Here is an 8,712-nt window from a genome sequence, read left to right on the forward strand (position 1 = left end):
KATCAGCGCTCGAAGCCGACCAGCGCGCCGAAGGCGATCGGCTCGGACGGCCATTGGTCGGCGCGCTCGACCACGCGCACACCTCCATGCAGCAGCCGCACCGCACGGATCACGCCGGCGTGCGTCACCCACACGGCATCTCGCCCGCTGGCGCGCCAGGCGTCGAAGGCGCCGGCGACACGCCACATGAACTGGCGCGTGCTCTCGCCGTTGCCGCCGGCCCGGGTGTCAGCGAAGTCGCGGCTCCAGGCCTCGAGCTCGGCGCGATCGATCGCCGCCCAGGGACGCTCTTCCCAGACGCCGAGATCCATCTCGGCCAGCCGCGGATCGGTCACCGCACGGAACTCGGGCCGAATTTCCGAGATGGCCTCGGCCAGTTCGCTGCAGCGCAGCAGCGGGGAGCAGGCCATGGCGGCACCGGACGGCAGTTCGAAGGCCACTTGCGCGGCTGCCGCACGCGTCAGCTCAGGGAGCACCGGCACGTCGGTGCGGCCGTAGCAGAGACCGTCGGCCGCGGTGGTCTTCGCATGCCGGATCAACAGCAGCTTCATGGCCGCCAGGCCAATGCCAGGTAGATCGCAAGTTCGCAGACCTGTTGCGTTGCACCCAGGCCGTCACCGGTGAAGCCATGGAGCCGACGCCGGAAGAGTCGCGCCATCCAGAGCGCGGCCAAGGCGCACAGGCCGAGAGCCGCGAGACCCCACCCGATGCCATGCGCCCAGATCAGCAACACGATCGCCGGAATCGACCAGACGACCGCGACGACCAAGGCAGTGCCGTCGATCGCATCGGCCAGCGGCTTGGCCTTGCTGGCGCCGTTCGCATCGCCGACATAGGGCAGCCGGCGGATCAGGAACAAGGGGGCGAGCCGCGACAGCACATGGGCGCTCAGCAAGGCCAGCGCGGCGACCATCGCGCCCTGCGCCGCCAACGCCGCCAGCAGCGCCACCTTGAGCCCGAGCGCCAGCACCAGGGCAATCGCACCGAAGGCGCCGATGCGCGAGTCCTTCATGATGTCGAGCGCACGCAGGCGATCGGCCGACCCGCCCAGTCCGTCCGCCACGTCGGCCAGTCCGTCTTCGTGGAAGGCGCCGGTCATCAACACGGTGGCGACGGTCGACAACAGCGCCGCCGCGCAGGCGCCGGCCGCACCGGGCAGGCCCGCGCGCAGCCCCAGGAAGACACCGGCCCCGACCGCGCCGACCAGCCAGCCGACGCCGGGGAARTGGGCCGCGCTGGCACGCAGCATTGCCGGGCTGAACCCGACCCAGGTCGCCAGCCCGCCGGTGACCGGAACCCGTGTGAAGAACTGCAGCGCCAGGAGGAAGTGGCGCACGCCGTTCACGCGGGCTCCCGTTTCGAGACCCCCGCCGATTCGAAGCTCGCCATCTCGCGCAGGATGCGGCACGCCGACTCGAGCAGCGGCCAAGCCAGCGCGGCGCCGGATCCTTCGCCGAGCCTCAGGTCGAGCTGCAGCAAGGGCTCGAGGCGCAGGTGATTCAACAGCAGGCGATGGCCGGGCTCGGCCGATTGGTGCGCCGCCACGCAGCGCTGGACCACCTCCGGCCGCAGTGCCGCGGCGACCAGCACCGCGGCGCTGGCGATGTAGCCGTCAAGCACGATCACGCGACGCTCCAGCGCCGCCTGCAGCACCGCGCCGACCAGCGTGGCGATCTCGAAGCCGCCGAAAGCCGCCAGCGCCTCCAGCGGCGCGGTGGCCGCGGCATGCCGATCGAGCACGCCGCGAAGCACCTCGCGCTTGCGGGCCCGCCCGGCCGCGTCGAGCCCGGTGCCGGAACCGGTGCAAGCATCGATGTCCTGGTTGGCTAGGCGCGCCAGCAGCATCGCCGCCGCCGATGAATTGCCGATGCCCATCTCGCCGAGCAGCAGCGCATTGCCCGACAGCCCGCGCACCACCGCCATGCCGTTGGCGATGGCCTGCGCGCATTGCGCGGCGCTCATCGCCGGGCCGATCGAGGCGTCGCCGGTGCCAGGGGCGATCTTGCGGATCAGCAGGCCCTCGGTCGGCGAGAAGTCGTGGCGCACGCCGCAGTCCACCACGGTCAGCGCTATGCCGTGCTGCCGCGCCAGCACGCTGACCGCAGCCCCGCCGCCAAGGAAGTTCTTCACCATCTGCCAGGTCACGTCGCTCGGATAGGCCGACACGCCGCGCGCGGCCAGCCCGTGGTCGGCCGCGCAGACCAGCATCTGCGGCTCTGCCAGCGCGGGCGCCTCGGTGCCGAGAACGAGGCCCAGCCGCAGGGCCAGCGCCTCCAGCCGGCCGAGGGCGCCGACCGGTTTGGTCTTGCCGTCGAGCCGCTGCTTAAGGCGGGCGGCGAGTGCCGGATCTTCGAGGTCGTCGATGAAGGGAAGTTCGAGGGTCATTCGATCAGGGAGCGGAGCACGCCCGGTTCAAAGTAGGAATCGATATGGTCCGCCAGGCCATCGAAGACGGCGTCGAGCGTGCGCGCCGCCACTCCGAACAGCGCCTGCAGCGCCGCCGGGTCCTCGAACAGGCCGTGCAGGTAGAGCCCGAGCACGTTGCCGCCGCGGTTCTGCCAGGCCAGGTCGTCGGCCATCACGGCGACGGCACGGTCGCCGGCTGCCGCCATCGCGGGATGCTCGACGGTCTGGCCATGATGGATCTCGTAGCCGCGCACCGCGACCCCCGAGAGCGCCGCCCACGGTCCAGCCAGGGGGCCGAATGCGGCGTCACGGTGACGCACCGTCTTGTCCTGCGCAAAGGTCGTGACCACCGGCAGCAGGCCCAGGCCCGGTCCGTTGCCGTCGACCCCATGCGGATCGATCAGCGCCTCGCCCAGCATCTGCAGGCCGCCGCAGATGCCCAGCACCGCGCCGCCGCGTGCCGCGTGCGCCGCCACCGCCCGGTCCAGGCCCTGGGCGCGCAGCCAGTCCAGGTCGGCGCTGGTGTTCTTCGAGCCGGGCAGGACGATCCAGTCGGCGCCCGCCACGTCGGCCGGGCTGCGCGCCCAGCGCAGGCGCACGCCGGCGATGTTCTTGAGCGGCTGGAACTCGTCGAGATTGCTGATCCGGGGATAGACGACCACGGCGACCGTCCGCGTGACCTCGCCGCCGGACACGCTACGATCGTCGAACACGCCGTCTTCCTCGGGCAGCCCGTGCTGCCACCACATTGGCAAGGTGGCGACCGTGGGCACGCCGGTCAGCGCCTCGAGTTGCTGCGGCGCCGGCGCCAGCAGCGCGGCATCGCCGCGGAACTTGTTGAGGACGAAGCCGGCGAGCAGCGCCCGGTCTTGTTCCGGCATCAGCGCCCAGGTGCCGTAGAGGTGCGCGAAGGCGCCGCCGCGATCGATGTCGGTGACCAGCAGGCAGCGCGCGGCGGCGTGGCGCGCCACGCGCAGGTTGACGATGTCGCTCGCCATCAGGTTGATCTCGGCCGGCGATCCGGCGCCCTCGATGACCAGGACATCGTTCTCGGCACGCAGGCCGTCGAGCGCCTGGGCGATCTGCGGCCAGACCCGCTCGCTGCGCCCGCGCCAGGACAGCGCAGTGAGTTCGGGGCTCACCTGCCCCATCAGCACCACCTGGCTGTGGGTGTCGCGCTCGGGTTTCAGCAAGAGCGGATTCATGCGCACCTCGGGCTCGGCGCGCGCCGCAAGGGCCTGGAAATATTGCGCGCTGCCGATTTCCCCGCCGGCCACCACGCGCGCGTTGTTGCTCATGTTCTGTGCCTTGAAGGGCGCCACCTGCAGGCCCTGGCGTGCATACCAGCGGCACAGGGCGGTGGCCAGCCAGCTCTTGCCGGCGCCGCTGGTGGTGCCGAGCACCATCACGCAGCGGGCGTTTCGGCCACTTGGCAGCTTTGAATTCATGGAGAGATTGTCCTTTACGTGAACTCCATCACGCAAAGGAGCGCGGACAAGAAACGAAGTCGAAAGCATTCATTCATTTCGCCCTTAGCTTCAAGGCATCCACGGGAAACAGGAACCAAAGCGGATGACAGCTTTACGCGATATAGCGCTCACGGTCGAGGAGCGCGGCCAAGATCAGTACTTCTGGGTCATCCTGGAAGCCACCAACAACGAGGCCGCCGAGGCGATCTACTACAGCCCGATCCAGACAGCCGCGACGCCGCAATCGAGCTATGCGAGCGCGCTGGTCATGGGCGCGAATGCATTGCGGAAGATGGCGGAGGCGAAATAGAGAACATCTCACCCCTCATGCGACGGGCTTACCTCGGGGCCTGAAGCCGGCCGGTCTCAGCGCCCGGCCACCCGCTCCTTCGCATCCGCCGCCGGTGCCAGCGCCGCCGACGGCACCTCCCAGCTGCCGCCGAGCGCCCGGATCAGCGCGACCGTGGCCAGGTATTGCGCCGACTTCACCTGCAGCGCCTGGCGCCGGTTCTGCAGTTCGCTGCGCCGCGCATCGAGCAGGTCGAGCTGGCTGATCATGCCGTTGCGGTAGCGCGAATCGGACAGCGCGGTGGCGCGGGTCGCCGAGGTGACCGCCTTGGCCTGCACGCCCGACTGCTGTTCCAAGATGCGCAGCGATGACAGCTGGTCCTCGACCTCCTTGAAGGCCACCAGCACCTGCGACCGATAGCTCGACAAGGCGCCATCGAGTTGGGCCGACGCGCTCTGCACGCCGGCCTCGCGCCGGCCGCCGTCGAAGACCGGCAAGGCCAGCAAGGCGCCGATGCCCCAGGACCGGGCCGACCACTTCAGCAGGTCGCCGATATCGGCGGACGCGTACCCGCCGCCGCCGGTCAGCTTGATGTCGGGGAACCACGCCGCCTGCGCGACGCCGACCCGGGCCTGCGCCGCCAGCACCGACTTCTGTGCCGCCGAGATGTCGGGCCGGCGCGTCAGCACGGTGGCCGGCACACCCGGCGGGATCGTCGGCAAGGCGGTGGACCACTCGGCAGTGCCGACATCGAAATCGGAGGCGAGGTCGCCGACCAGCACCGCCAGCGCATGCTCCAGCTCGGCGCGGCGGCGGTCCAGCGTCATCGCGTCGGACTCGTTCGAGGCCACCTCGGTCTCGACCCGCGCGACATCGAGCTCGGCCACGTCTCCGGCCCGCTCGCGGCTCTGCGTCAGGCGCAGCGTGTCGCGATAGGCCTCGACCGTGTCGCGCACCAGCGCCCGCTCGGCATCTATCGCGCGCAGCGCCAGGTAAGTCTGGGCCACCTCGGCCTGCACCAGCAGGCGTGTGCTCTGGAGCAGGCCGGCGCGCGCGTCCGCGTCGAGCCGCGCCGCATCGCTGGCGCGCGAGAGCTTGCCGAACAGGTCCAGCTCATAGGAGAAATCGAAGCCGGCCGTGACCAGCGTCGAGGGCCGCGGGCTCAGGTTGCGGTCCAGGCCGGCACTGCGCACGCCGCCGGCGACCAGGCCGATCTGCGGCGCCTGGTCGGCATCGGCGCTGCGCGCCACTGCCCGCGCCTCGGCCAGCCGGGCCGCGGCGGCCTGGATGGTGTCGTTGCGGGCATCGGCGCGCTCGATCAGGTGGTCGAGCACCGGGTCGTCGAAGCTGCGCCACCACTCGCCGCGCGGCTGGGCCTCGGCGGGCTGGCTGCGGGTCCAGGCGCCCTGCGGGGCGGTGGCCTGCTCCTTGAACTGCGCCGGGGGCGTGAAAGACGGCAGCTCGGCCGGCGCGGTCGCGCAGCCGGTCAGGACCAGAGCGGCGAGCAGCGGCAGCAGCGCGGCGCGCCAGGACCGGCCTTGGTTTTCAAGTCTTGCATTCATGATGGAATTCCTTGGGAGGGCGCCGTGGCGCCTAGACGTGGTCGCGCAGCGGTGCCGCGGGCGATGGGCGCAGTCCGCCACCCGCACCGCCGCCGGCCGGATGGTCGCCCGACACGAAGGCATCGAGATGCGGCACCTCGCCATGCAGCTTGAGCGGGCGGTTACCCGTCAGGCGCCGCAGCAGCACGTAGAACACCGGCGTCAGGAACAGGCCGAACGCGGTCACGCCGATCATTCCGGAGAACACCGCGATGCCCATCGCCTTGCGCATCTCGGCCCCGGCGCCGGTCGACAGCACCAGCGGCAGCACGCCCATGACGAAAGCCATCGAGGTCATCAGGATCGGCCGCAGGCGCAGCCGGCTGGCCTCGATCGCCGCCTGCAGCGGCGTGCGCCCGGCGAACTCCAGCTCGCGCGCGAACTCCACGATCAGGATCGCGTTCTTGGCCGACAGCCCGACCAGCACCATCAGCCCGATCTGCGTGAAGACGTTGTTGTCGCCGCCCGACAGCCACACGCCCGTCATCGCGGCCAGGATCCCCATCGGCACGATCAGGATGATCGCAGCCGGCAGGGTCAGGCTCTCGTACTGCGCCGCCAGCACCAGGAACACCAGCAGGATCGCCAGCGGGAACACCCACAGCGCCGAATTGCCGGCCAGGATCTCCTGGTAGGTCAGCTCGGTCCATTCGAAGCGGATGCCCGGCGGCAGCGTCTCGGCCGCGATGCGCTCGATCGCCGCCTGCGCCTGGCCCGACGAGAAGCCCGGTGCCGGGCCGCCGTTGATGTCGGCAGCGAGGAAGCCGTTGTAGCGCATCGCGCGCTCCGGCCCGTAGCTGGGCTGGATGTTCATCAGCGCCGACAGCGGCACCATCTCGCCGCTGGCCGAGCGCACCTTGAGCAGGCCGACGTCCTCGGCCCGTGCACGGTACGGCGCATCGGCCTGGACGCGCACGCTGTAGGTCCGGCCGAAGCGGTTGAAGTCGTTCGCGTAGAGGCTGCCGAGGTAGATCTGCATGGTGTCGAACACGTCAGTCACCGACACGCCGAGCTGGCGCGCCTTGGTGCGGTCGATGTCGGCATACAGCTGCGGCACGTTGACCTGCCAGCTGGTGAACATGCCCGCGAGCTCCGGCGTCTGGTGGGCCTTGGCCATGAAGGCCTTGACCGCGCCATCCATCGCTGCGTAACCGAGCGAACCGCGGTCCTCGAGCTGCAGCTTGAAGCCGCCCGTGGTGCCGAGGCCCTGCACCGGCGGCGGCGGGAAGATCGCGATGAAGGCGTCCTGGATGCCGGCGAACTGCTGATTGAGCTGCCCGGCGATGGCGCCGGCGCTGAGGTTCGCCGTCTTGCGCTGGTCGAAGTCCTTCAGGCTCACGAACACGATGCCGGAGTTCGAGCTGTTGGTGAAGCCGTTGATCGACAGCCCCGGGAAGGTGATCGCGTGCTCCACGCCCGGCTGCTTCATGACGATGTCGTTCATGCGCCGCGTCACCTCCTCGGTGCGATCCAGGGTGGCGCCGTCGGGCAGTTGGGCGAAGCCGATCAGGTACTGCTTGTCCTGCGCCGGCACGAAGCCGCCGGGGACCGCCTTGAAGAGGCCGAAGGTCAGGCCCACCAGCGCCAGGTAGACCACCATCATCAGCGCCTTGCGCGAGATGGCGCCCTTGACGCCGCTGCTGTAGCCCTCGGCGCCGCGATGGAACAGGCGGTTGAAGGCGCGGAAGAAGCGGCCGAAGACGTGGTCCATGCCGCGCGTCAGCGCGTCCTTGGGCGCATCGTGGCCGCGCAGCAGCAAGGCCGCGAGCGCCGGCGACAGCGTCAGCGAGTTGATTGCCGAGATCACGGTCGAGATCGCGATCGTCAACGCGAACTGCTTGTAGAACTGGCCCGTGAGGCCGCTGATGAAGGCCAGCGGCACGAACACAGCCACCAGCACCAGCGCGATCGCGATGATCGGCCCGGACACTTCCCGCATCGCGCGGTAGGTGGCCTCGCGCGGCGTCAGGCCGGCCTCGATGTTGCGCTCGACGTTCTCGACCACCACGATCGCGTCGTCGACCACGATGCCGATCGCCAGTACCAGCCCGAACAGGCTCAGCGCGTTGATCGAGAAGCCGAACAAGTGCATCACCGCAAAGGTGCCGATGACCGAGATCGGCACCGCCAGCAGCGGGATGATAGAGGCGCGCCAGGTCTGCAGGAACAGGATCACGACCAGCACCACCAGCGCGATCGCCTCCAGCAGCGTGTGGATCACCGACTCTATCGAGGCCCGCACGAACTGCGTCGGGTCGTAGACGATGCTGTAGTCCACGCCGTCGGGCATGTTCTTCTTGAGTTCGGCCATGGTGGCGCGGACGTCGTTCGAGATCTGGATCGCGTTCGAGCCCGGCGCCGCGAAGATCGGCACCGCCACCGCATCCTTGTTGTCGAGCAGCGAGCGCAGCGCATAGCTCGAGGCCCCGAGTTCGAGCCGCGCGATGTCGCGCAGCCGGGTCACCGCGCCGTCGGCGCTGGTCTTGACGATGATGTCGCCGAACTCGTCCTCGGTCTGCAGCCGTCCCTGGGCGTTGATCGAGATCTGCATGTCGACGCCCTGCAGGCCCGGCGATGCACCGACCACGCCGGCCGCCGCCTGCACGTTCTGCTCGCGGATCGCGCGCACCACGTCGCTGGCCGAGAGGCCGCGCTGCGCCACCTTCTGCGGGTCGAGCCAGACGCGCATCGAATAGTCGCCCGAGCCGAACAGCTGCACGTCGCCCACGCCCTGCACGCGCGCCAGCCGGTCCTTGACGTTGAGCACCGCGTAGTTGCGCAGGTAGGTCATGTCGTAGCGGCCGTTGGGCGACAGCAGGTGCACCACCATCGTCAGGTCGGGCGAGCTCTTGATGGTCGTGATGCCGAGCCGGCGCACCTCCTCGGGCAGCCGCGGCTCGGCCTGCGAGACGCGGTTCTGCACCAGCTGCTGGGCCTTGTCCGGATC

General features: G+C 70.0%; 7 protein-coding genes. 1 reads left to right on the forward strand and 6 read right to left on the reverse strand.

Annotation, left to right across the window (positions count from 1 at the left end; genetic code table 11):
- Positions 1 to 2 precede the first annotated feature (2 nt).
- The 4 genes from AC1DY5_RS06070 to AC1DY5_RS06085 are packed head-to-tail and all read right to left on the reverse strand — an operon-like array spanning position 3 to position 3,854.
- Positions 3 to 551, reverse strand: a complete 549-nt coding sequence (locus AC1DY5_RS06070) for a histidine phosphatase family protein (RefSeq protein ID WP_478109650.1) — start codon at positions 549 to 551, stop codon at positions 3 to 5.
- Positions 548 to 1,345, reverse strand: a complete 798-nt coding sequence (locus AC1DY5_RS06075; protein ID WP_478109655.1) for an adenosylcobinamide-GDP ribazoletransferase — start codon at positions 1,343 to 1,345, stop codon at positions 548 to 550. Before AC1DY5_RS06075 ends, AC1DY5_RS06070 begins: the two co-directional genes overlap by 4 nt.
- Entirely contained in the window at positions 1,342 to 2,385 is a 1,044-nt protein-coding gene (gene cobT, locus AC1DY5_RS06080) for a nicotinate-nucleotide--dimethylbenzimidazole phosphoribosyltransferase (protein WP_478109657.1), read from the reverse strand. Before cobT ends, AC1DY5_RS06075 begins: the two co-directional genes overlap by 4 nt.
- Positions 2,382 to 3,854: a cobyric acid synthase gene (locus tag AC1DY5_RS06085; protein WP_478109660.1), complete on the reverse strand. Its 1,473-nt coding sequence runs from the start codon at positions 3,852 to 3,854 to the stop codon at positions 2,382 to 2,384. Before AC1DY5_RS06085 ends, cobT begins: the two co-directional genes overlap by 4 nt.
- Before the next feature lie 124 nt (positions 3,855 to 3,978).
- Here AC1DY5_RS06085 and AC1DY5_RS06090 point away from each other — a divergent pair, with 124 nt between their 5' ends.
- On the forward strand, positions 3,979 to 4,185 hold the full coding sequence (locus AC1DY5_RS06090) for a hypothetical protein (RefSeq protein WP_478109661.1): 207 nt from the start codon (positions 3,979 to 3,981) through the stop codon (positions 4,183 to 4,185).
- 56 nt (positions 4,186 to 4,241) lie between these two features.
- Here AC1DY5_RS06090 and AC1DY5_RS06095 read toward each other — a convergent pair whose 3' ends face one another.
- Both AC1DY5_RS06095 and AC1DY5_RS06100 read right to left on the reverse strand, forming a co-directional pair.
- The gene (locus AC1DY5_RS06095) at positions 4,242 to 5,726 is read right to left on the reverse strand and encodes an efflux transporter outer membrane subunit (RefSeq protein ID WP_478109663.1); all 1,485 of its coding nucleotides are present in this window, start codon (positions 5,724 to 5,726) and stop codon (positions 4,242 to 4,244) included.
- Positions 5,727 to 5,757: 31 nt separating this feature from the next.
- A partial coding sequence (locus AC1DY5_RS06100; protein WP_478109664.1) for an efflux RND transporter permease subunit occupies positions 5,758 to 8,712 on the reverse strand: 2,955 nt, incomplete at its 5' end.

This window comes from Variovorax sp. P4_D9 (assembly GCF_056401695.1).

Bases quoted from the DNA above. Each gene is read 5' to 3' on its own strand.
- AC1DY5_RS06070 (WP_478109650.1), bottom strand. From the start codon at position 551: ATGAAGCTGCTGTTGATCCGGCATGCGAAGACCACCGCGGCCGACGGT.
- cobT (WP_478109657.1), bottom strand. From the start codon at position 2,385: ATGACCCTCGAACTTCCCTTCATCGACGACCTCGAAGATCCGGCACTC.
- AC1DY5_RS06085 (WP_478109660.1), bottom strand. From the start codon at position 3,854: ATGAATTCAAAGCTGCCAAGTGGCCGAAACGCCCGCTGCGTGATGGTG.
- AC1DY5_RS06090 (WP_478109661.1), top strand. From the start codon at position 3,979: ATGACAGCTTTACGCGATATAGCGCTCACGGTCGAGGAGCGCGGCCAA.
- AC1DY5_RS06095 (WP_478109663.1), bottom strand. From the start codon at position 5,726: ATGAATGCAAGACTTGAAAACCAAGGCCGGTCCTGGCGCGCCGCGCTG.